The 21,236-nt window shown below is 30.7% G+C and carries 17 protein-coding genes and 15 tRNA genes; 27 read left to right on the forward strand and 5 right to left on the reverse strand.

Annotated features, from left to right (window positions below):
* Positions 1–3: 3 nt before the first annotated feature.
* The 15 genes from ACTNBA_RS08055 to ACTNBA_RS08125 all read left to right on the forward strand — a co-directional run bounded on the left by ACTNBA_RS08055 (position 4) and on the right by ACTNBA_RS08125 (position 1,323).
* Positions 4–79, forward strand: a tRNA-Lys gene (locus ACTNBA_RS08055).
* A gap of 11 nt (positions 80–90) precedes the next feature.
* A tRNA-Leu gene (locus tag ACTNBA_RS08060) sits at positions 91–174 on the forward strand.
* 20 nt (positions 175–194) lie between these two features.
* Positions 195–269: transfer RNA gene (locus ACTNBA_RS08065), tRNA-Gly, on the forward strand.
* A 3-nt stretch (positions 270–272) separates the two neighbouring features.
* Positions 273–346 (forward strand) — tRNA-Gly (locus ACTNBA_RS08070).
* Between the two features lie 6 nt (positions 347–352).
* Positions 353–429, forward strand: a tRNA-Arg gene (locus ACTNBA_RS08075).
* Between the two features lie 6 nt (positions 430–435).
* A tRNA-His gene (locus ACTNBA_RS08080) sits at positions 436–511 on the forward strand.
* 8 nt (positions 512–519) lie between these two features.
* Positions 520–594: transfer RNA gene (locus ACTNBA_RS08085), tRNA-Gln, on the forward strand.
* A 3-nt stretch (positions 595–597) separates the two neighbouring features.
* Positions 598–673, forward strand: a tRNA-Lys gene (locus ACTNBA_RS08090).
* A gap of 11 nt (positions 674–684) precedes the next feature.
* Positions 685–768: transfer RNA gene (locus ACTNBA_RS08095), tRNA-Leu, on the forward strand.
* A gap of 20 nt (positions 769–788) precedes the next feature.
* A tRNA-Gly gene (locus ACTNBA_RS08100) sits at positions 789–863 on the forward strand.
* Between the two features lie 3 nt (positions 864–866).
* A tRNA-Gly gene (locus ACTNBA_RS08105) sits at positions 867–940 on the forward strand.
* Positions 941–946: 6 nt separating this feature from the next.
* Positions 947–1,023 (forward strand) — tRNA-Arg (locus ACTNBA_RS08110).
* Between the two features lie 5 nt (positions 1,024–1,028).
* A tRNA-Pro gene (locus tag ACTNBA_RS08115) sits at positions 1,029–1,104 on the forward strand.
* Positions 1,105–1,121: 17 nt separating this feature from the next.
* Positions 1,122–1,195: transfer RNA gene (locus ACTNBA_RS08120), tRNA-Gly, on the forward strand.
* 51 nt (positions 1,196–1,246) lie between these two features.
* Positions 1,247–1,323, forward strand: a tRNA-Arg gene (locus ACTNBA_RS08125).
* Positions 1,324–1,503: 180 nt separating this feature from the next.
* Here ACTNBA_RS08125 and ACTNBA_RS08130 read toward each other — a convergent pair.
* The 4 genes from ACTNBA_RS08130 to pflB form a co-directional block, all read right to left on the reverse strand.
* Entirely contained in the window at positions 1,504–2,601 is a 1,098-nt protein-coding gene (locus ACTNBA_RS08130) for an AI-2E family transporter (protein ID WP_441073343.1), read from the reverse strand.
* A 151-nt stretch (positions 2,602–2,752) separates the two neighbouring features.
* The gene (locus ACTNBA_RS08135; RefSeq protein WP_035135659.1) at positions 2,753–3,202 is read right to left on the reverse strand and encodes a type III secretion system chaperone family protein; all 450 of its coding nucleotides are present in this window, start codon (positions 3,200–3,202) and stop codon (positions 2,753–2,755) included.
* A gap of 205 nt (positions 3,203–3,407) precedes the next feature.
* Positions 3,408–4,151: a pyruvate formate-lyase-activating protein gene (gene pflA / locus ACTNBA_RS08140; protein ID WP_441073344.1), complete on the reverse strand. Its 744-nt coding sequence runs from the start codon at positions 4,149–4,151 to the stop codon at positions 3,408–3,410.
* Between the two features lie 174 nt (positions 4,152–4,325).
* A complete protein-coding gene (pflB, locus tag ACTNBA_RS08145) occupies positions 4,326–6,557 on the reverse strand; it encodes a formate C-acetyltransferase (protein WP_441073345.1) in 2,232 nt (743 codons plus the stop codon).
* A gap of 572 nt (positions 6,558–7,129) precedes the next feature.
* On the opposite strand from pflB, the gene ACTNBA_RS08150 reads away from it, so the two are divergent.
* The 12 genes from ACTNBA_RS08150 (at position 7,130) to ACTNBA_RS08205 (ending at position 20,072) form a co-directional block, all read left to right on the forward strand.
* On the forward strand, positions 7,130–7,921 hold the full coding sequence (locus tag ACTNBA_RS08150) for a hypothetical protein (RefSeq protein ID WP_035135662.1): 792 nt from the start codon (positions 7,130–7,132) through the stop codon (positions 7,919–7,921).
* A 201-nt stretch (positions 7,922–8,122) separates the two neighbouring features.
* Positions 8,123–9,412: a trigger factor gene (gene tig, locus ACTNBA_RS08155; protein WP_346877825.1), complete on the forward strand. Its 1,290-nt coding sequence runs from the start codon at positions 8,123–8,125 to the stop codon at positions 9,410–9,412.
* A 122-nt stretch (positions 9,413–9,534) separates the two neighbouring features.
* Positions 9,535–10,119, forward strand: a complete 585-nt coding sequence (gene clpP, locus ACTNBA_RS08160) for an ATP-dependent Clp endopeptidase proteolytic subunit ClpP (RefSeq protein WP_035135664.1) — start codon at positions 9,535–9,537, stop codon at positions 10,117–10,119.
* Positions 10,120–10,137: 18 nt separating this feature from the next.
* On the forward strand, positions 10,138–11,430 hold the full coding sequence (gene clpX, locus ACTNBA_RS08165; protein ID WP_346867101.1) for an ATP-dependent Clp protease ATP-binding subunit ClpX: 1,293 nt from the start codon (positions 10,138–10,140) through the stop codon (positions 11,428–11,430).
* Positions 11,431–11,569: 139 nt separating this feature from the next.
* Positions 11,570–13,261, forward strand: a complete 1,692-nt coding sequence (lonB, locus tag ACTNBA_RS08170) for an ATP-dependent protease LonB (protein WP_441073346.1) — start codon at positions 11,570–11,572, stop codon at positions 13,259–13,261.
* Between the two features lie 317 nt (positions 13,262–13,578).
* Entirely contained in the window at positions 13,579–15,912 is a 2,334-nt protein-coding gene (lon, locus tag ACTNBA_RS08175) for an endopeptidase La (RefSeq protein WP_441073347.1), read from the forward strand.
* Entirely contained in the window at positions 15,902–16,492 is a 591-nt protein-coding gene (gene yihA / locus ACTNBA_RS08180; RefSeq protein ID WP_150844424.1) for a ribosome biogenesis GTP-binding protein YihA/YsxC, read from the forward strand. The genes lon and yihA overlap by 11 nt, the downstream gene beginning before the upstream one ends.
* A gap of 109 nt (positions 16,493–16,601) precedes the next feature.
* A complete protein-coding gene (locus ACTNBA_RS08185; RefSeq protein ID WP_441073348.1) occupies positions 16,602–17,333 on the forward strand; it encodes a CPBP family intramembrane glutamic endopeptidase in 732 nt (243 codons plus the stop codon).
* Positions 17,334–17,587: 254 nt separating this feature from the next.
* Positions 17,588–18,193 (forward strand): hypothetical protein, encoded by a 606-nt coding sequence (locus tag ACTNBA_RS08190; RefSeq protein ID WP_441073349.1) that lies wholly within the window; start codon positions 17,588–17,590, stop codon positions 18,191–18,193.
* A gap of 64 nt (positions 18,194–18,257) precedes the next feature.
* Positions 18,258–18,575: a hypothetical protein gene (locus tag ACTNBA_RS08195; RefSeq protein ID WP_035135676.1), complete on the forward strand. Its 318-nt coding sequence runs from the start codon at positions 18,258–18,260 to the stop codon at positions 18,573–18,575.
* Positions 18,576–18,704: 129 nt separating this feature from the next.
* Entirely contained in the window at positions 18,705–18,971 is a 267-nt protein-coding gene (locus tag ACTNBA_RS08200; RefSeq protein WP_441073350.1) for a hypothetical protein, read from the forward strand.
* Positions 18,972–19,151: 180 nt separating this feature from the next.
* On the forward strand, positions 19,152–20,072 hold the full coding sequence (locus ACTNBA_RS08205) for a hypothetical protein (protein WP_441073351.1): 921 nt from the start codon (positions 19,152–19,154) through the stop codon (positions 20,070–20,072).
* Positions 20,073–20,265: 193 nt separating this feature from the next.
* Here the strand turns inward: ACTNBA_RS08205 and ACTNBA_RS08210 are convergent, their stop codons facing one another.
* Positions 20,266–21,198, reverse strand: coding sequence for a hypothetical protein (locus ACTNBA_RS08210; RefSeq protein WP_441073352.1), 933 nt, complete (start codon positions 21,196–21,198; stop codon positions 20,266–20,268).
* Between the last annotated feature and the right edge of the window lie 38 nt (positions 21,199–21,236).

Genomic DNA, 21,236 nt, shown 5'->3' on the forward strand with positions numbered 1-21,236 from the left:
GATGGTTCACTAGCTCAGTCGGTAGAGCACATGACTTTTAATCATGGTGTCCGGGGTTCGATCCCCCGGTGAGCCACCAAAATGAAACATGCAGGTGTGGCGGAATTGGCAGACGCACTAGACTTAGGATCTAGCGCCTTAGGCGTGGGGGTTCGACTCCCTTCACCTGCACCAATCATAAAAATAAAAAAAATGCGGGAGTGGCTCAGTGGTAGAGCGTCACCTTGCCAAGGTGAACGTCGCGAGTTCGAATCTCGTCTTCCGCTCCAAATGCGGGTGTAACTCAATGGTAGAGTGCTAGCCTTCCAAGCTAGTTACGAGGGTTCGATTCCCTTCACCCGCTCCAATACATGCGTTTTTAGCTCAGCTGGATAGAGCAACGCCCTTCTAAGGCGTGGGCCAGGGGTTCGAATCCCTTAAGACGCACCATATATGGTGAACGTAGTTCAGTTGGTAGAGCGCCAGATTGTGGTTCTGGTTGTCGTGGGTTCGAGTCCCATCGTTCACCCCATTAAATTTTGGGATATCGCCAAGCGGTAAGGCACCAGACTTTGACTCTGGCATTCGTAGGTTCAAATCCTGCTATCCCAGCCAGATGGTTCACTAGCTCAGTCGGTAGAGCACATGACTTTTAATCATGGTGTCCGGGGTTCGATCCCCCGGTGAGCCACCAAAATGAAACATGCAGGTGTGGCGGAATTGGCAGACGCACTAGACTTAGGATCTAGCGCCTTAGGCGTGGGGGTTCGACTCCCTTCACCTGCACCAATCATAAAAATAAAAAAAATGCGGGAGTGGCTCAGTGGTAGAGCGTCACCTTGCCAAGGTGAACGTCGCGAGTTCGAATCTCGTCTTCCGCTCCAAATGCGGGTGTAACTCAATGGTAGAGTGCTAGCCTTCCAAGCTAGTTACGAGGGTTCGATTCCCTTCACCCGCTCCAAAATATGCGTCTTTAGCTCAGCTGGATAGAGCAACGCCCTTCTAAGGCGTGGGCCAGGGGTTCGAATCCCTTAAGACGCACCATATATCGGGGTGTGGCGCAGATGGGAGCGCGCGTGGTTTGGGACCATGAGGTCGCAGGTTCAATCCCTGTCACCCCGACCACTTTAAATTAAATATGTGCGGGTGTAACTCAATGGTAGAGTGCTAGCCTTCCAAGCTAGTTACGAGGGTTCGATTCCCTTCACCCGCTCCATTTTTTTATTTTTTGAGAAGGTATTTTATAAGGAATTCATATTTTATTTTTGCACCCATAGCTCAGCTGGATAGAGCGCTGGACTTCGAATCCATCGGTGGCAGGTTCAAATCCTGTTGGGTGTACCATGAATGTAGTGATATCGACGATTTCAGTAGATGAAATCGTTGGTATTTTTTTTATTATTAATTTATGATTAATGATGAAATTTACTCAGGAACAACAATATTAGAGAAAATGATAGAGTAAAAAGTAAAAAAATAAGCACTGATGAGTTAAATCAATAGTGCTTATTTTAATATTGGAAGTTATTTTTCAACTGTAATTTCCGTATTATGCTTATTTATCAAATAACAATATAAATTCTTAACAAGAATTTTAACAATGTTATATATAGGAACTGCAAGGAATGCTGCGAAGAAACCTCCAAAGTATACACTTATGGTAACTACTAAAATAGTTGTCAGTGGATGCATATTCAGTTGGTTACCAGTGATATTAGGGGTTATAACATTGCCTTCTAACTGCTGAACAATAACTGTAAGAATTATTATTTTAAGTACCATACCAAAGCCCATACTTAAGGATATAAGGATGGCTGGAATAATTCCCAGTATTACACCTAAGAAAGGAATAAAGGCGGTTATAAGAGAAAATAGAGATAGAACAAGAGCATTAGGCATTCCGATGATTACATAACCTATAAACATAAGAACTCCGATGACACAAGCAACCATAATCTGTGAAGTAATGTATTGTTTTAATACTGTATCGATTTCATGGAGTATTTTCAATATAATACTTTTAAATTTTCTTGGAAGAAAGGAAGTGAAAGTATTATATATTTTTTTGTCATCTTTAAGTATATAAAACATTATTATTGGTATTAAAATCATCTGAGCTACAAAATTACCTATAGAACTAGCAAATACATATATGTTTTTACTTATGTCTGTAAAAGAATTTACTAAATAGTTAGCGGCTTTTTGAAGTAATTCACCAATATTTAAAAATTCATTAATTTGTGGAAATAGGTAGCTATATTTATCTGCTAAGTTCTGTACGGATTCAATAATAGCTATGGTTAAACTTTCACCTTGAGTAGCTATTATCGATGAAGAATATATAAGCATATATACAATTAATACTATTATCAATAGTATTGAAAGGGCTGTAGCTATTCCACTTGATAATTTTCTATTTTGAAGAAATCTTTTCACAGGTCTCACTAAATAGTAAAGAAAAATTGCTAAAACTATAGGTATAAACATGGCATTAAGAATTGTAGTTATAGGAGATAGTACAAAATTCATTTTACTGAAGAGTCCTATAGCCAATAGAATTAAATTTATTATTAAAAGTATTTGTATTATTTTAGTAAAATTTTTATTTTTATTTTTATTCATTTTTTCCTCCTCTAATTTAAATTTTAGAATAATGAAGACTTTGAGATCTATTTAACTATAATTAAGCTAATGCCATTATATACCATAACATAAATAATTAAAAAAATACATGCTAGAAAATTAAAACTAGCATGTTAGTTTTCTAGTTTATTTAGTTGTGCAAGGTAGAAAGAATTTTAGGGTATTCTTCATCTACAGCTCTAAATATTATAGAAAGCATTTGGAAAACTAAATCTGCATCAAAGTTATCATTAAATGGAAGAGATACTTTTGCACTTATAATTTCATTATCCTCATAAAAGGATACATATTTATATGTAGAGTTTAATTCATTGAATAAAGCATATAACTTATATTTATCTTGAGCTTTAGATATAGAGGCTATATTAAAGCAGAAGATGTCAGCTAATGTATCATCATCTCTTAATGATATAACAGCTCTTCTATCTTGGCCACCTCCAAGAACTGGCTTAGTAACTCCGTTTATAGTGATCTTTTCAGGAAATGAAAAGATGGTAAATTCATCTACATTGAGTCCTTTGTTTAATGGAAGTCTATGTTCTTCTATATATTTTTCAAATTCTATAGCATTATTTCTCATACTATTTCCCCCTTGAATAAAATTTATATTAATATATTTTTTGAATATTATATATATTATAATGTATTAGTAATTATCTCATAAAAGAGATGGTTAGTAAATAGAATTGTATAACTTATAAGTATATGATTTAAATTATGGTTTATTACTAACCTGTGGATAAACTTGGGGATTATGTGGAAAAAAATGTAAAAGTATTAACAGATTAAGAAATTTTACTCTTTTTACTCTGTTGAACTTTAGATATTAAATAATCTTGAAGTTGACTACAAGTTTCTTTGTCCATTTGATTTACACCATCTAGCCTATAGTCTATACCTAAACTCTCATACTTATTTACACCTAAAAGATGATAAGGTAATAATTCTATTTTATCTACATTAGGAATTTCTTCATTTATTATATTTGCTATCTTATCCATATGCTCTAAAGTATCTGTATAACCAGGAACTACCACATGCCTAACCCATACACGAGCTTTAGATTTTCTAAGAGCTGACAAGAATAAGTTAACATCTCGTGTATCCCTACCAGTAAGAGTTACATATCCATCACTATTAATATGTTTTACATCTAATAAAACTAGATCAGTATACTTTAATATTTCATCATAGTCACCGTGTCCATAGCCAGCGGTATCAATAGCCGTATGAATACCTAGCTCTTTGCATTTTTTTAATAATTCTAATAAAAATTCAGGTTGAACAAGAGGGTCTCCACCGGAGAATGTTACACCACCTCCAGAAGGTTGAAAATAGGGTTTAAATCTTATGATTTTACTTATAATTTCTTCAGAAGTGACTTCCTTACCATCTTTTAAGTTCCAAGTATCTGGATTGTGGCAATAAGCACACCTTAATTTGCATCCTTGAAAAAATACTACAGTTCTTATACCAGGACCATCGACTAGGCCCATGCTTTCTATTGAGTGAATTCTACCAGTTTTCATTATAAAGCCTCCTTGCAATTTAAACTAAATAACATAATTAACTTTATACAAAAAATAAATTGAATAATTTCTCTATAAAATTAATTTAAGTTCCTTTCAAAATACTAAATATAGTAGAGATATCTAACTAAGACATCTCTACTATGTTGTTATAATTAATTCTTTTTATTCAGATTACATTGATGCATGGAAAGTTCTGTTAACAACATCTAATTGTTGCTCTCTCGTTAGTTTAATAAAGTTAACAGCATATCCAGAAACTCTTACAGTCAACTGAGGATATTTTTCTGGATGATCCATAGCATCTAATAAAGTTTCTCTATTAAATACATTTACATTTAAGTGATGAGCATTTTGCACAAAATATCCATCTAATAAGTTACTTAAGTTTGATATTCTGTTTTCAGAGCATTTTCCTAAAGCATCTGGAATAATTGAGAAAGTATTAGAAATACCATCTTGAGAATATTCATATGGTAATTTAGCTACAGAGTTTAGAGATGCTAAAGAACCGCTACTATCTCTTCCGTGCATAGGATTAGCACCAGGAGCAAATGGCTCACCAGCTTTTCGTCCGCAAGGTGTTGAACCAGTTTTTTTACCATAAACTACGTTTGAAGTTATAGTAAGCACTGATTGAGTGTGATATGCATTTCTGTATGTTTTGTTCTTTTTAACCTTATTCATCATAGTTTCAACTAAGTATACTGCTATATCATCAACTCTATCATCATCATTTCCGTATTTAGGAAAGTCACCTTGGATTTCGAAGTCTACTGCTATTCCTTGTTCATTTCTAATAGGCTTAACTTTAGCGTATTTAATTGCAGATAAAGAGTCTGCACATACTGAAAGTCCAGCTATACCACATGCCATTGTTCTAAATACATCTCTATCATGTAAAGCCATTTGTAAAGATTCATAAGAGTATTTATCATGCATATAGTGAATAACATTCAATGTGTTAACATAAAGTTTAGCTAACCATTCTACCATAACATCGAATTTTTCTATAACTTCATCATAGCTTAAGTATTCAGAAGTGATTTTTTCCATCTTAGGAGCAACTTGTACTCCCGATTTTTCATCTATACCACCATTTATAGTGTATAATAAAGTCTTAGCTAAGTTTACTCTAGCTCCAAAGAATTGCATTTGTTTACCAACTTTCATAGCTGATACACAACAAGCTATAGCGTAGTCATCACCCCAATAAGTTGTCATTAAATCGTCATTTTCATACTGAACAGAGCTTGTATCAATAGATACTTTTGAACAGAAATCTTTAAATCCTTGAGGTAATCTTGTTGACCATAGTACAGTTAAGTTTGGCTCAGGTGATGCTCCTAATGTATATAATGTATTAAGCATTCTGAAAGAGTTTTTAGTTACTAATGTTCTTCCATCTAAGCTCATACCGCCTATTACTTCAGTAACCCAAGTTGGATCCCCAGAGAATAGGTTGTTATAATCAGAAGTTCTTAAAAACTTTACTAATCTTAACTTCATTACAAAGTGATCTACCATTTCTTGAGCATCTTCTTCAGTAAGAGTGCCATTATCGATATCTCTTTGAATATATATATCAATGAAAGTAGAAGTTCTACCAAGAGACATAGCAGCACCATTTTGTTGTTTTATTGCACCAAGATACCCAAAATATAACCATTGAATAGCTTCTTGAGCATTTTTAGCAGGAACTGATATATCAAATCCATAACTAGCTGCCATTGTTTTTAACTCGTTAAGAGCCACTATCTGATCAGATAATTCTTCTCTTAATTGAATAACATCAGCATCTATAGTGCTAACTTCTAAGCTTTTCTTTTGTTGAATTTTATCTTCTATTAATCTATCTATACCATATAAAGCAACTCTTCTATAGTCACCTATGATTCTACCTCTTCCATAAGCATCTGGTAAACCTGTTACTATACCATACTTTCTAGCTAATTTCATTTCATCTGTATAAGCATCAAAAACTCCTTGATTATGAGTTTTACGATGTTTTGAGAATATTTCAGAAATCAAAGGGTCGATTTCGTATCCATAAGATTTAGCTGCGGTTTCAGCCATTCTTATTCCACCTTGAGGCATAACAGCTCTTTTAAGTGGAGCGTCAGTTTGAACACCAACAATTTTTTCAAGATTCTTATCTATATACCCTGGGTTATATGCATCTATTTTAGATATGGTTTTAGTATCAACATCTAAAACGCCACCGTTTTCTATTTCTTTTTTAAATAATTCGCTTACTTCATTCCACAATTTGTTTGTAGCTTCTGTAGCACCTGTTAAAAATGATGCATCACCTTCATATGGAGTATAGTTAGTTTGAATGAAGTCTCTTACATTAACTTCCTTTTTCCAAGTTTTGCCCTTAAAGCCATTCCATTGAGTAAACATATATAATCCTCCTAAAAAATAATTTTTAATAAAATTAAAGTATAAAACAGATATAGTTTATTTGTTTTATGTACTGAAATTATTAAATAATAATTTGAATTTAAATTTAATTTTATCTCCATCTGTTATAATTGTACAACTATAACAGATGAAAAACAACAGTTTTTTTAACAGGGATAAAAGATTAAAAATTGAGAAAATTAAAACAAGTAAAGGATTAAATTTGCGAAATTCAGTAAAAAAGATAATTGCAAGGAGACATTTAACAATTTTCATTAAAGGTTAATTTGAAGATGAATATAACAGTTTAAATGAAATTTTGAAACAGAGAGAAGTTAATTTGTTGTAAAATACAATTTCATATATTAAAGTAATACAGCAATGATAAATGGAAACATAAAACAAAAAATAAAGCCGGTTAATATAATTAAATAAATTAATTGTAAATTTAAATTGATTTGGTATAAAAAAATGTTAATTTATAATAAGTTGAGTTATAATAAGTTATGAGAATATAATTATTAATCAAAATGTATAGTGAAATAATAAAGTTAACTATGGAGGTAAAAGCTGTGAGGAAAAAGCCAAGTATGTTTAGTAAGGATTATCGCAGACAGTTAAAGCTGAGGCGTATAAAATATATGATTATATTTTTGATTATAATAATGGTTATTGGGATAACTGGATTAGTTTTTACTAATAGAGAAGGAATAGTGGCTATAAAAAATTTTTTTATTAAAGAAAGTACAGAGGACAATAACCATAAATCAGAAGAAAATAAGAATAAAACTGAAGAAAATTCTGAAGAGGAAAGTGTTGTAGAGGAAAAGTCTACTAAAACCTATTCAGATGTAGTTCTTAAATCAGGAAAAAAAGTTACTATTAATTATGAAGAAAAAGATCAAGTTAAGAAAATCAACACAATTGATTCAGATTCACAAGTTAAATGTAGTATAGCCCCATCACAAGAAATGATTTTAATTTTAGACAAAGAAGCTCAAGATATGTATATTTTAAATAGTAACGAGAAACTAATAAACATTACCAATGAACAGTACGTATCAACTACTAATGAAGTATTTAACAAGGAAAACGTATTAAAATATAATCCTTCTTATAAATGGGTTGAAAGTGCACAATTTATTGACAATACACATATTGCATATTCTAGTAGCTTGCCTTGGATAAATAACAGTGATGATAAGTATTTGTGGATATATAATATGGAGAGTAATACCCATAGGGGATTTTATAATGTAAAAGGAAAAACTTTTGAAGTGGGACAAATAACAGATAAGGGTCTTACTATATCTTTAGACAATAAGGAAATAGTTGTGGATAAAGATGGTAAAATAGTTGAATAAATATATCATGGGAAAAAGTATTGTACATAATAATAGTATTATTGTATAATTTATTAGGTAATATTTAATTTATTATCATAAATTTAGAGAATGATGATGTATCTGACTAACAGTTAAATAATGAAATGTACTATTTACTTTACTAAATTTATGTTATAATTTTAAGAAATACAGAGTTGGGAATATTAGGAGGAAGAAATAATGAACGTTAAAATGGAGAAGCTAGAAAAAAACGTTGTTAAATTTGAAGTAACAATAGGAGCAGATAAATTTGCAGAAGCTGTTAAAAAATCTTATGCAAAAAATGCGAAAAAATTCAATGTGCCTGGATTTAGAAAAGGTAAGGCTCCAATGAATATAATTAAACAATACTATGGTGAAGGTGCATTATATGAGGATGCTATAAACTACATATATGAAACTACTTATCCAGAAGTATTAGCAGAAAATAATATAAATCCAGTAGATTATCCATCAATTGATATTGTTCAAATTGGTGAAGGTAAGGAATTTATATATACTGCGTCAGTACCAGTAGTACCAGAAGTTGAATTAGGTGCTTATAAAGGAATAGAAGCAAAGAAAGAAGTAGTAGAAGTTACAGATGAGGATGTAGAAAATAAATTAAAAGAATTACAAGCTCAAAATACAAGAGTAGAAGTTAAAGAGGGAGCTGTTGAAAAAGGTGATATAGCTGTTATAGACTTCAAAGGTTATGTAGATGAAGTTGCTTTTGAAGGCGGAGAAGCTAAAGATTACGAATTAGAAATTGGTTCAGGTAGCTTTATTGATAACTTTGAAGATCAATTAGTTGGATTAACAGCTGGAGAGTCTAAAGATGTAAAGGTTAATTTCCCAGAACAATATGGAAAAGAAGATTTAAATGGAAAACCAGCTAAATTTGAGGTAACAGTTAAATCAGTTAAGAAAAAAGAATTACCAGAAATAACTGATGAATTTGCTAGTGAGGTTTCTGAATTTGAAACTTTAGAGGAACTTAGAAACAATATAAGAGAAGAATTAGTAAAAGCTAACGAGTTGAAAGCAATAAATGAATATGAAATGGCTGTTATAGAAACTGTAGTAGCTAATGCTAATGTGGAAATTCCAGATGCTATGGTAAATAGAGAATTAGATGGAATGCTACAAGATTTAGAAAATAGATTAAAGTATCAAGGTTTAGATATAGAAAGTTACTTCAAGTTTACAAATACTTCAGAAGCTGACTTTAGAGAACAAATGAAAGATATAGCAACTAAAAATGTTAAAAACGAATTAGTATTAGGTGAAATTGCTAAAGCTGAGAAAATTGAAGCATCAGAAGATGAGATAAGAGAAAAAGCTACAGAGATTGCTAGCAAGTATGGTGAAGCTGAGAAAATGGAAGAAACTGTTGATAGATTAGTTCAAGTTCAAAGAGAATACCTTGGAACTCAAATAGTAAATGAAAAAATTAAGAACATGATAATGGAAAATAGCAAAACTATTTAAGTTAATTAATAATTGCCAGTATATACTGGCAATTATTTTAAATAAAATAGGTTAAAATAATTTTAATGAGGATATAATAGTAAATATTCTAATATATTTACAATAGTAAGGAGGTTGTAATTATGAGTTATATACCAATGGTTGTAGAGCAAACTGGTAAGGGCGAGCGATCTTATGATATATATTCTAGATTATTAAAAGAAAGAATTATTTTTTTATCAGATGAAGTAAATGATGTTACTGCTAGTTTAATTGTAGCGCAACTTTTATTTTTAGAGTCAGAGGATCCAGATAAGGATATATATCTATATATAAATAGCCCTGGTGGTTCAATAACTTCTGGAATGGCAATTTATGATACGATGAACTATATAAAGCCGGAGGTTTCTACAATTTGTGTAGGAATGGCTGCATCTATGGGAGCTTTTTTACTTGCAGCAGGACAAAAGGGAAAAAGATATGCGCTTCCTAACAGTGAGATAATGATACATCAGCCGTTAGGTGGATTTAAAGGTCAAGCAACTGACATTGATATTCATGCTAAAAGGATTTTAAAGATAAAAGAAACTCTTAATGAAATATTAAGTGAAAGAACAGGCAAGCCTTTAGATAAAATAAAACAAGATGTTGAAAGAGATTATTTTATGTCCGCGGATGAAGCTAAGGAATATGGATTAGTAGATGAAGTAATTGTTAAAAAGAAATAGCTTTAAAGGGGTGTCAACATGCCAAGAAATGAAGAAAAGAAAAAATTTAAATGTTCTTTTTGTGGAAAAAGTGAAGAGCAAGTAAGAAGACTTATTGCAGGTCCAGGTGTATATATTTGTGATGAGTGCATCGAGCTTTGTTCTGAAATCATAGTAGACGAAAGAGAAGAGGATGTCCAAATTGACATGGGCACATTACCTAAACCTAAAGAAATTAGAAAGTATTTAGATCAGTATGTAGTAGGGCAAGATGATGCTAAAAAGGCTTTGTCTGTAGCAGTGTATAATCATTATAAAAGAATAAATTCTAATGTTATGGATAATGATATAGAACTACAAAAAAGTAATATACTTCTTTTAGGACCAACAGGTTCAGGTAAAACTTTATTAGCTCAAACACTAGCAAAAATGTTAAATGTACCTTTTGCAATAGCAGATGCTACAACCCTTACAGAAGCTGGATATGTAGGTGAGGACGTAGAAAATATATTATTAAAATTAATTCAAAACTCTGATTATGATATAGAAAGAGCTGAAAGAGGCATTATCTATATCGACGAGATTGATAAGATTGCACGTAAGTCTGAAAATCCATCTATAACTAGAGATGTTTCTGGTGAAGGTGTTCAGCAAGCTTTACTTAAAATTCTTGAGGGAACTGTATCTTCTGTACCACCACAGGGAGGAAGAAAACATCCACATCAAGAGTTTATCCAAATAAATACATCTAATATATTATTTATTTGTGGTGGAGCTTTTGATGGATTAGAAAAAATTATAACAAAGAGAACTCAAAAATCAGCCATGGGATTCGGTGCAGAAGTGATATCTAAGGAAAAACAAGACTTAGGAGAATTATTTAAGCAAATAATGCCAGGTGATTTACTGAAGTTTGGATTAATTCCAGAGTTTGTAGGAAGAATTCCTGTAATAGTAACTTTAGATAACTTAGATGAAGATGCTCTTGTAAAAATATTAAGTGAACCTAAAAATGCATTAGTGAAGCAGTATCAAAAGTTATTAGAAATTGATGATGTTAGACTTGAATTTGATGAAAATGCTCTTATAGCTATAGCTAAAGAAGCAATAAAGAGAAGCACAGGAGCAAGGGGATTAAGAGCAATAATAGAAGATATAATGCAGGAAATAATGTATGAGATTCCTTCACGTGAAGAAATAGAAAAGGTTATAATTCATGAAGAAACTTTAAATACAAAGATTCCTGAATATATCATTGCAGACAATGGAAAAAGAGAACCTTTAAAAATAGATAGTAAAAAGGGCGTAAAGAGAACACCTGAACTTGCATAATATAAAAACTGCTGAATTTCAGCAGTTTTTTCTTGTTATAGAATATTAATCCAATATATTGTGAATAATACTATTGTGACTCAAATAATTAGTAAAGGGAGGGAAGATTAGTTTGCTTATAAAGTAGGCTAATATTGATATGGAACCAGTAGCGATTTTAATTATGCTAATACAACTATTAGTTACAATAGTAATGGGAATTTACTTCTTTAATGCATTAAAGGGACAAAAATCATCTAAGATTACAATTAATAAAGAGAACACTAAAGAAATTGAAAAGCTGAGGAAGTTAAAAAGTATATGTTTGACCGAGCCTTTAACAGAAAAGAGTAGACCTAGAAATTTTGAAGATATAATTGGTCAAGAAAAGGGAATTAAGGCTTTAAAAGCAGCCATATGTGGTCCCAATCCTCAACATGTTATAATATATGGACCTCCAGGAATAGGAAAAACAGCAGCAGCAAGACTGGTATTAGAAGAGGCAAAACTAATTCCAGCTTCACCATTTAAGGAAACTTCTTCTTTTGTAGAAATTGATGCTACAACTATAAGATTTGATGAAAGAGGAATAGCGGATCCATTAATAGGATCAGTTCATGATCCAATATATCAGGGGGCGGGCCCATTAGGTGTTATAGGGGTACCACAACCAAAACCTGGAGCAGTTACAAAAGCACATGGAGGAGTCCTATTTATTGATGAAATAGGAGAATTACATCCTATAGAAATGAATAAGTTATTGAAAGTTTTAGAAGATAGAAAAGTATTTTTGGATAGTGCATATTATAATAGTGAAGACCCTAATATGCCATCTTATATTAAAGAGATATTTGAAGAAGGACTTCCTGCTGACTTTAGATTAATAGGTGCAACAACTAGAAGTCCAGAAGAAATAGTTCCAGCTATCAGGTCTAGATGTGTAGAAATATTTTTTAGAGCTCTAGATGGGGATGAAATAGAGATAATTGCAAAAAATGCAGCAGAAAAAATTGGAATATCAATAGACGAAGAAGCAGCAAAACTGGTTGGAATGTTTGCTAATAATGGTCGTGATGCTGTAAATTTGGTTCAATTAGCTTGTGGAATTGTAATTAATGAAAATAGAAATACTGTTAGTATAAATGAAATACAATGGGTTATTGAGAACGGACAATACTCACCAAAGCCTAATAAAAAAATATGTGCGAAACCAAAGGTTGGTTATGTAAATGGCCTTGCGGTATATGGTTCAAATGTTGGATCTGTAATGGAAATAGAGGCAACAGCAACAAAGGCAAGAGATAGAGAAGGAATAGTAAAAATAACAGGTATTGTTGAGGAAGAGGAATTAGGAGATAAGGGGAGAAAATTAAAACGAAAAAGTACAGCAAGAAATTCTATTGATAATGTAATTACAGTGTTGGAGAGAATATACAACATAGATACAAAAAAATACGATATACATGTTAATTTTCCCGGGGGAATACCTGTAGATGGTCCTTCTGCTGGAATAAGTATGACTACTGCAATTTATAGTGCAATAACAGGTAGGAGTGTAGATAATAATATAGCTATGACAGGAGAAATATCTATTCATGGTGAAGTAAAGCCAGTTGGTGGTGTTACAGCTAAGATTACTGGCGCTATAAAAGCTGGTGCAAAAAAGGTTTTAATTCCAAAAGAAAATTGGCAAGAGGTATATAAAGATTATAAAGATATACAAGTAATACCGGTAAATACTATAAAGGAAGTAATAGATGAAGCAATAATAAAAGAACAAATTCTTCATATAAGCGTAGAAAAAAAAGATCAAGGGTTTGAATTGAATATGTTACCACAATTAGATGCTTAAAGCTAATCCCTATAGAAGTTCAATGGATAAAACTTTTATAGGGATTATTTAATTGAAAAATTATATTTTTATAGGTATAATATACTAGTCTAATTATAATTAATACAATAAACACATATCATTTAGATGTTTTATTAAAGTAGGATTTTCTTATAAAAGTTATACTTTACAATAAAAAAGAAAATACTGCATTGCCCTGAAAGATTCCTGTATAAATACTTTAGGTTGAATTATTAGTTTGAGTAAACTAGATAAGATTTTATAATATGAAATTAAGTAAGATTAAATAATAGATTAGATAGAAATGAGGAGATGTTATGGAGAATCAAATAATGAAACTTCCATTAATTCCCCTTAGGGGATTAAGTATCTTTCCACATATGGCTTTAAACTTTGATATAGGAAGAAAGAAATCTATAGAAGCAATTAATAGAGCCATGGATGAAGATCAGAAGATATTTATAATAAGTCAAAGAGAAGCAACTACTGAAAATCCAACTGAAAAAGATATATATAATGTTGGATGTGTATGTACAATAAAGCAATTTATGAAGTTGCCAGGGAATCACTTGCGAGTATTAGTAGAGGGAGAATATAGGGCTAAGCTTGTAGAATATTTAGATGAAGATGATTGTATAAGTGCAGAAGTTGAAGCTGTTGAAGAGTTTGATATAGAAGATAAAACAGAATCTGAAGGATATAAAAACTCACTAAATGATATGTTTATTAATTACTTAGAATTAGCTGGTGAAGAATTTAAAGATTTAATAATGGAATTAGAAGCAGAAGAAGATAATAGTGTATACTGCGATGTAATAAGTGCATTTCTACCGGTAAAGGCTGATGTAAAGCAGGAGTTATTAGAAATTACTTCAATAAAAGAAAGAATGGAAAAATTATTAGTTATTCTTAAAAAAGAGATTGAAGTTGTAAAAGTAGAGAAGCTTATAAGTAATAAGGTTAAAGCTAGAGTAAGTGCATCTCAAAAGGAGTACTATCTTAGAGAGCAACTTAAGGTAATTCAAGAAGAACTAGGAGAAGAGGATGAGTTTGGAAGAGAAATAGCTAATTATGAAAAAAAATTAGGGCAAATTAAATTACCTAAAGATGTTAAAACTAAGATAGAATTTGAAATTAATAGACTTAAAAATATTGGGTCTTCATCTCAAGAGGGATCGGTTGTAAAAACTTATTTAGACACTATTTTAGGTATGCCATGGAATAAGCTAACAAAAGATAATTTAGACTTAACTAATGCTAGAAAAGTTTTAGATGAGGAACATTACGGACTAGAAGACGTAAAAGAAAGAATTATAGAATATTTAGCAGTTAGAAAAATGAGTAAATCATTAAAGTCACCTATAGTATGCTTAGTTGGACCTCCAGGGGTTGGTAAAACATCTATTGCAAAATCAGTGGCTAATTCACTAGGACGAAAATTTGTAAGAATGAGTTTAGGTGGAGTAAAAGATGAGGCTGAAATTCGAGGCCACAGAAAAACGTATGTAGGAGCAATTCCAGGACGAATTGTATCTGCATTAAAGGAAGTTGGTTACAAAAATCCAGTATGTCTTTTAGATGAAATAGATAAAGTATCAAAGGATTATAAAGGAAATGTAGAAGATGCTCTTCTTGAGGTGCTAGATTCAGAACAGAATAAGACCTTTAGGGATCACTATATAGATGTAGAGTTTGATTTGTCAAAGGTATTATTTATAACTACAGCAAATACTTTAGATACTATATCTAGACCACTATTAGATAGAATGGAAGTAATAGAGGTTTCAGGCTATACTACAGAAGAAAAGTATGAAATAGCAAAGAAATATTTAGTACCTAAAGTTATGAAGGAATATTCTGTGGAAGATGGTCAGATTATAGTTAATGAAAGTGCTTTAAGAACTATAATAGATAGATATACAAGAGAATCAGGAGTTAGGAATCTAGAAAGAAAAATAGCTTCAGTAATAAGAAAATCTATAACCGAGATAATGGAAAGTAATAAGAAAAAAATAACTATAAATTCTTTAACTGTTAAGAAGTATCTAGGTTCTGAATTGTATAGCTATGATGATTTAGATAAAGAAGATAAGATTGGAGTAGTCACAGGTCTTGCATGGACTGGATATGGTGGTGATACGCTTCCCGTAGAAGTAGCAGTAATGGAAGGCGATGGTAAACTTCAACTTACAGGCCAACTAGGAGATGTAATGAAGGAATCAGCTAAGGCGGGTTACAGTTATGTAAGGGCTCATTGTGACATGTATGGTATAGATAAAGAATTTTATAAAAATAAAGATATACACATTCATATACCAGAAGGAGCTATTCCAAAGGATGGTCCATCCGCTGGAGTTACTATGGTTACAGCTATGGTTTCTGCTTTAAATAACAGAAAAATAAAATATTCAGTAGCTATGACAGGAGAAGTTACTTTAACTGGTAGAGTATTACCTATAGGGGGACTTAAAGAAAAAAGTCTGGCTGCTTACAGAATGGGAATAAAAACTATAATTATTCCTAAAGCTAATGAAAAAGACTTAAAGGATATACCAAAAGTTATAAAAAATAAAATAAAGTTTATACCAGTAGAAAAAATTGAAGATGTATTGAAGAATGCACTAGTTGGAGAAGATAAAAATGGAAATTAAACAAGCGGAATTTAAAACTTCGGCTGTAAAGCCCACCCAATATCCAGAAGATGGAATGTGTGAAATTGCCTTTGTTGGTAGATCTAATGTAGGAAAGTCTTCACTTATTAATACTTTAACAAATAGAAGAAAGTTAGTAAAGGTAAGTGGTACACCTGGCAAAACAAGACTTATAAATTTCTTTACTATAAATAATAAGCTATACTTTGTGGATTTACCTGGATATGGATATGCTAAAGTGTCAAAAAGCGAGAAGGCTACTTGGGGAAAAATGATGGAACAATATTTAATAAATAGGCCAGAATTGAAAAAAGTAGTTATTTTAGTGGACTGTAGGCATAAACCAACTGGTGATGATATAATGATGTATGAGTGGATTAAGCATTATGGTTATGAAGTTATAGTGGTAGCAACTAAAAAAGATAAGTTAACTAAAAGTGAATTACAGAGGAGTGCTAAGGTAATAAAAGAAACCTTAAAGCTTGGAAAAGAAGATAAATTATTGTTCTTCTCTTCTTTAAAAAAGGAAGGAAAAGAAGAATTACTTGAGGAAATATTTAAAGACTTAGGACTTGAATAAAATAAAGGGTTATTGATTAGAAAAATCAATGACCCTTTATTTATGATATAATAATATTGATTTACTTTTAAACATATAAGTATATATGTGATTAAAGAGGGGTGTTTATTTGAAGATATTAGGAAATTTATTTATTATATTTATGCTTTATATTTTACCACTAGTATTTTATCTAAGAACAGTGAAAATAAAAAGAAATTCTAAGCTAATTAAAATTATAGTGATTATAGCATATATATCATTGTATTTCTTATTACCGGAACTTTATAATAATATATTACCTTTTGTTTTAATAATTTTTATTTTAGCTAATTGGGTTAGTTCAAAATGTAAGAATGATGATTATATAAAATACAGGTTTTCTTTAGGTGACTTTAAAATAGGTAAAGCATTGATATATGTGTTATTAGTTTATGGATTTATAATAATGTGTGGTTTGTTTTGGTTCTTATTACTATTATTGTTTAAAATACCTATTGAACAACAACAAGTTATAACTATGCTAAGTAATTATGATTTAGTTTCTTTTATAATAACTATTCCTTTTACAGTTATTTTTGCACCAGTGGTTGAAGAATTCGTTTTTAGGTACTTATTTTATGGTAAGTTTTTAAGAAGTAGACTTAAGGGTGAGTTTGGATTTATAATTTCTGCATCTATTGTTAGTATATTATTTGCATCTATTCACTTTAGTATTAGTGCTTTTGCTTCGTTATTTGTAGTAAGTTTTTTCAACTGCTATCTAATTGAAAAGGAAGGGTTTTGGTATTCAGTATTTACCCACTTATTTGTTAATGGAGTTTCTACTGTTATATTACTTCTAAGCAAGATAATTTTATAGTAATAACATAATAAAAAGTCATCTCATAATTTTCTTTATTGAAAATTATGAGATGACTTTTTTATCACCGATTTTATGGAAAAACATATATTGTAGTAAAGAGGCTTAGGAAAAACACACTAAAAATACTATAGATTAAATATATAAAAAAACTTCAAAAATATAATTATCAGTGTCAAAACTTAAGCAAAATCATATAGTGTATTATACAAATGATGATATAAAAATGTAAATATAATAGGAGGATAAAAACTATGAGTGACTATTCAAATCTATATCAGATGTTTGGCGGAACATGTACAGATGGAAACCCTTCTCAAAACTTTGGATTTGGAAGTGGAAAAATACTAATTTGGATAATAATAATACTAATTTTCTGTAGAGGTGGATTCGGCGGAAACCGTGGATGCGGCGGATTCGGAGAAAACTGTGGATGTGGTGGATTCGGTGGATTCGGAGGAAACTGTGGATTCGGTGGATTCGGTGGATTCGGCGGAAACTGTGGATGCGGTGGAAATGATTGCTGTTGTGATCCTTGTGATTGCTCATGCTGTTGCTGTGAACCTTGCTGCTGCAAATGTAAAGAATATTGCTGCTGCTGCGGTGGAGTAAGAAAAGATCGTAAAAAACAAAAGCATTATATTATAGAAACTGCTTCATGCAACCCATGCCAATTTACCCAATGTTGTAAACCATGTTGTGACCCATGTTGCAATCAAAATCAATGTAGTGGCAATACTGGTTGTTTTGGAAATAGTGGTTTTGGTGGCTTTGGCGGATGTAATATATGCCAAATAATTCTTATAATAGCAATTTTTCTTATAAGAAGAACACCTCAACAAGTATGTAAACCATGCTAAAGAATAAAGAGTAGATAAGCCTATAGATAAGAAAACGATAAATAAAGATTGGAGGAATGAATAAATGTGTGGATATTCAAATAATAGAGGTAACTCACAAGCATGTACTATTCTTTTAATAATAGTTATTCTTGCAAATCAAGGATTACTAGATGGTTCATCAAAGTCTAAAAATGCATTAACATTACTTTTCTTATATTGGTTATGTGGATTCAATGGTGGATGTGGAAGTAATAATATGTTAGGAAACTGCAACTTTGGATCAATGTGTGGAAACCAATGTTCATGTAGATGTGGATGTCAATGCAAGTGTAAATGCTGTAAATGTAAATGCAAAGAAAGAAAATGTAAATGCAAAAGAATAAAAGTTTGTTGTGCATAATACAATAAATATCAAACTAACTAAAGGATTATTAATTATCAAGAGAAAAAGTTAATAAGTATAAACAAATGGTTTTAAGTGATTAATCTATGATAATTAGAAAGTACACTTCACAAGAAGGAGGAATTTATGATGTGTGGATGCGGAAATATAGGAAATTCAGGTTGCGGCTTTCAACCATGTACAATTCTACTATTAATCGTAATTCTAAAAAATCAGTGTTTGCTAGACACAGAATGTAATTCAAGTGCTAGAAATGCATTAACTTTAATATTCTTATATTGGTTATGTTGCTCTGGTGGATTTGGATTTAATAGAGGAAATGTTGGATTTGGCCATAATAACTTTAATAATGGATGTTGCTGCAGAAAACAATGCTGCTGTAAATGTTGCTAAACTATAAGATGTTTAAACAAAAGTAAGGACTGCTTATAAAAGTAGAAATAACAATGGATAAAGAATGATGTAAACCATGGCCCAGTATAGGGGGGTTTCTAGAAAAGTAAGAAAATTAGCAGTCCATGTTATTCATGGATTGCTTTTTTAAAATTTTATAATAAGTAAAGAGGTGAGTAGATGGGAAAGCATAAGCATAGAAAAAGAGATAGAGAAGAAAATTATGTGCAAGAGCAAAATAATAATGGATACTTTGGAGGATATAATGGTAATAATCCAATGAATAATAATATGGGCATGAATGCAATGAATATGGCTGCTAACTTAGGTGCAATGGGAATGAATAATCCAGTTGGAATGAACAACCCAATGGGAATGAACAACCCAATGGGAATGAATAATATGGCAGGAAATAATCCGTTGGCTAGTATATTAGGAGGCATGGGCGGAAACTTTAATGGTATTCTGGACTTGCTTAGCAATTTAGGCATAGGCGGAGGTAACACAGGGGATAGTGGTGATTTAATTAGCATGATATCTTCTTTATTAGGGGGAGGTAATACGCAAGCACCTTCTAATAATGTAAACAATGGTAATAATTCAGTAAATAATCATAGTTCTATAGAACAATTTTTATCTCAGATTAAACCAGAGGATATAGAACAATTAAAAACATTGCTACAGAATATGAATTCTAATAATTATAGTGATAGTAATAATGTCAATAATGAAAATGTTGAAGAGTATACAGAGATAAAAAAAAAAGATAAAGAATCAGTAGATGAAATATTAGCTAATCTTGACTTTAATGCCATATTGAATAACATGAATAACTTGGAGTTTTCACGAATAGATTTTTCCAATGTAGATTTAAATAATTTAGACATAAATGACATTATAAAAAGTGATGAGTTTTCAGAAGAAAATATTACTACAGTAGATGAAGCAGATATAATTGAAGAGAACATATTTAGAGATGAAAAAGGGTTAACGGAGGAAGAGTATAATAAGATTATAAATATATTGATTAGACTCATTGATCCAAATAAGATTAAATTATTACAAAAAATTTTTGAATATAATAATTTAGAAAAAGATTAAAATATTTAAAAAAGATGTATATAAAATATAATTTAGTCAATAATAAAAATGTAATGGAAGTTAAAATCTCCATAAACCTCTAGAAGTAATTTTAGAGGCCCCCCCATCCCCCTGGGACCGTTAGGTCCCATTTTTATTTTTTGAATATAATAATTCCAATAATGGGAGGAGAAAATTAAAAAGGTAAAATAACTTAATATATATTAACAGAGGTAATTTTAAATGGAAAATCATTATCATTATATTTATTTATCATTAAATTTATAGTTAAACTACTTACTTTTTTACTATCAGATGTGCTTATTACTCTAAAGTTTAATATCCAATTTTCACAGGTTATATTTCCTGTATTATCCCAAGCTAAATCTGTAAAATAACCATCTTGAAATTTATAATAATTTGATCCATTAGCAAGTCTAAAAATACTCTCTAAATCTGAACCGCTTATTTGAGAGTAAAAATAGTTGGGAACAGACAAGTAAGGGTCAGGCAAACTTTCTATTAGGCATATAAAGTTAGTTATAGTATCCTTGCCTGGTAAAGATGTAGTCAGATTATCATTAAATTCTTTAAGGGAGCCTTTATTATATAAATATCCCTTTAAATTAATATTATTATCTTGAAAATTACCTGATATAATTTTAGGAGTTCTACTATTAGCACTATCTATAAATCCTAATAAATTATTAGTAGAACAAAATATGTCATCATATCCATTTCCATTCCAAGAAAAAATATGTTGAACAGCTTTATTATGAAAAGAGCTTTGAATAAATATTTCTTTAGAATTATCTCTAGAAATATCTAAGGTAGATACCCTTACAGGCCAATACTTGCAGTATTCTCCAAGGGTCTGCAAATTTTTATCATAGTTTAAACTATAGGTTTCATTACTATTTAAATTTACCTGAGCTAATAAGTCAGAGTTGGATTTTTTAATAAGTATGGAATCTTTTTTATTATCATTATTTAAATCTTCATTAATTACAATATTTTCTTCAGATAAGTTGAATACATTTTTCTCTTTTAAGTTATCTTCAAAAAATAGTTTAAAAAAACATAAAGTAGCTAATACAAATAAGAATATATTAAATAATTTAGTATGCAAATTATTTTTCTTATACACTATAATCACCCCTCTATAAATTATATGTGTAAAGAGAG

The organism is Clostridium sulfidigenes (assembly GCF_052067195.1).
GTDB lineage: Bacteria > Bacillota > Clostridia > Clostridiales > Clostridiaceae > Clostridium_J > Clostridium_J sulfidigenes.

What these genes read in the sequence shown, in the direction of transcription:
- pflA (WP_441073344.1), bottom strand. Translation starts at nt 4,151, where the DNA reads ATGAAAACTGGTAGAATTCACTCAATAGAAAGCATGGGCCTAGTCGAT.
- ACTNBA_RS08190 (WP_441073349.1), top strand. Translation starts at nt 17,588, where the DNA reads ATGAGTGACTATTCAAATCTATATCAGATGTTTGGCGGAACATGTACA.
- ACTNBA_RS08205 (WP_441073351.1), top strand. Translation starts at nt 19,152, where the DNA reads ATGGGAAAGCATAAGCATAGAAAAAGAGATAGAGAAGAAAATTATGTG.
- ACTNBA_RS08130 (WP_441073343.1), bottom strand. Translation starts at nt 2,601, where the DNA reads ATGAATAAAAATAAAAATAAAAATTTTACTAAAATAATACAAATACTT.
- clpP (WP_035135664.1), top strand. Translation starts at nt 9,535, where the DNA reads ATGAGTTATATACCAATGGTTGTAGAGCAAACTGGTAAGGGCGAGCGA.
- lonB (WP_441073346.1), top strand. Translation starts at nt 11,570, where the DNA reads ATGGAACCAGTAGCGATTTTAATTATGCTAATACAACTATTAGTTACA.
- tig (WP_346877825.1), top strand. Translation starts at nt 8,123, where the DNA reads ATGAACGTTAAAATGGAGAAGCTAGAAAAAAACGTTGTTAAATTTGAA.
- ACTNBA_RS08200 (WP_441073350.1), top strand. Translation starts at nt 18,705, where the DNA reads ATGATGTGTGGATGCGGAAATATAGGAAATTCAGGTTGCGGCTTTCAA.
- ACTNBA_RS08135 (WP_035135659.1), bottom strand. Translation starts at nt 3,202, where the DNA reads ATGAGAAATAATGCTATAGAATTTGAAAAATATATAGAAGAACATAGA.
- clpX (WP_346867101.1), top strand. Translation starts at nt 10,138, where the DNA reads ATGCCAAGAAATGAAGAAAAGAAAAAATTTAAATGTTCTTTTTGTGGA.
- lon (WP_441073347.1), top strand. Translation starts at nt 13,579, where the DNA reads ATGGAGAATCAAATAATGAAACTTCCATTAATTCCCCTTAGGGGATTA.
- ACTNBA_RS08195 (WP_035135676.1), top strand. Translation starts at nt 18,258, where the DNA reads ATGTGTGGATATTCAAATAATAGAGGTAACTCACAAGCATGTACTATT.
- pflB (WP_441073345.1), bottom strand. Translation starts at nt 6,557, where the DNA reads ATGTTTACTCAATGGAATGGCTTTAAGGGCAAAACTTGGAAAAAGGAA.
- yihA (WP_150844424.1), top strand. Translation starts at nt 15,902, where the DNA reads ATGGAAATTAAACAAGCGGAATTTAAAACTTCGGCTGTAAAGCCCACC.